2 protein-coding genes are annotated in these 1,363 nt (G+C 61.5%); one reads left to right on the forward strand and one right to left on the reverse strand.

Translation table 11 applies throughout. From position 1 onward, the window contains the following. A partial coding sequence (locus tag Q7T84_RS12770; RefSeq protein WP_304809452.1) for an amidohydrolase family protein occupies positions 1 to 611 on the reverse strand: 611 nt, incomplete at its 3' end. A 181-nt stretch (positions 612 to 792) separates the two neighbouring features. Between Q7T84_RS12770 and Q7T84_RS12775 the strand changes: the two genes are divergently transcribed. After that, positions 793 to 1,038 (forward strand): hypothetical protein, encoded by a 246-nt coding sequence (locus Q7T84_RS12775; protein ID WP_304809454.1) that lies wholly within the window; start codon positions 793 to 795, stop codon positions 1,036 to 1,038. Positions 1,039 to 1,363: the final 325 nt, after the last annotated feature.

Consider the following 1,363-nt stretch of genomic DNA (forward strand, 5'->3'; position numbering starts at 1 on the left):
ATATGGAACGACAGCGGCATGTCGCACTCGACAGCGACCGCCCAGACCTTGTCGTAGACACTGGAGTCGTAGTCCTCGACGGCGGGGTTGCCGGGCATCATCACGCCCTTGAAGCCCATATCCCTAGCGTGAATGATTTCGGCGACGCCGTCCTCCGGCGTGCGCATGGAAACCTGGGCCAGGCCGTAGAGCCGGTCCGGAGCCTCGCCACAGTACTCCTGCAGCCATCGATTATAGGCGTCGAAGCAGGCTTTCTTGAAATCGAAGTCCGGATGATTGCAGAGCATCATCCCAACCGTGGGATAGATGAATTCGGCCGCGACGCCGTCCCGCTCCTGGTCGGCCACACGGAACTTGGCGTCCCAGCCGCTTCTCCACAGATCCTCAAAGGCCACGCCGTGCGTCGTGATCTGCGACGGGTCCTTGCCCGCGGCGGCGACCAGCCCCATCGGAATCGGCGAAACCAATCCTTCGATGATGAAAGCGTCGCCGATCTTGTCGAGCCGCTCCATTCGCGGCGCTCGGGCGCGGAACTTCGGGTCGATGTAGTCCACGTAGCAATGCGGCGGTTCGGTGATGTGCGAATCCGCAGATATGGGCTTCTTGATCATCGCTTTGACCCCGCGTCGATATGGCAAGGTGACGTCGCCATCCCTGCATTGCGGCCACAGCACCCTTTGGTCACTGGCCCAGCACCTCTCGCGGCCTGATCTGCTTCCGATCTCAGACGACCAACTGATGACCACCCACATGTAGCATAGATATGTTATCGTGAAACAGTGATGTGTCAAATTGGGTCTGGCTCAGCTGTCGCTGACCGAGGCTTTCACTAGATCGCCCGCCGATCGAGTGCGGGTCACGGTGATCCGCGCCGAGGGACCGGTCTTTTGCGCGGGACTCGACCTATGGCAACGAGACGGCGCGATTGGCTCGTCGGCCATAGAGACCCTGCTGCCCGCACGGCGGATGGTGGACATGGGCCTGATCGACTGCGCCGTGCCGGCGGACCATCTCGAAACGGCCGGTTGCCTCCCTTAGATGCGCTCATCGACCTCGGGCAGGCCTTCGCCGATGGGCGAAAGGCTGCCCGAGGTATCAGGGTTTAGCTCGACTGGAGCGCGGGAATTGGCTTGGATTCATGGCCTAACTGCCTGCAGGCGCTCGGTGATTTCCAGAGGGCCGCCGAGGAAGTCCTGGTGGAGGGAAAGCGGCGGGGAATTGTCCCGGACTGCCTCAATATGAATGCCGCTGCTGGCATCTGTTCTAGCGGTGCGTCAGGTGCGGGGCGAGCCAACAATGCCTTTTCAACATCCTGCTAGGGCGCATTTCGGCCGACTTTGGCCGGCTGTCCGGAATTCTGCCG

The sequence above is a fragment of the Phenylobacterium sp. genome (assembly GCF_030654915.1).
Lineage (GTDB): Bacteria > Pseudomonadota > Alphaproteobacteria > Caulobacterales > Caulobacteraceae > Phenylobacterium.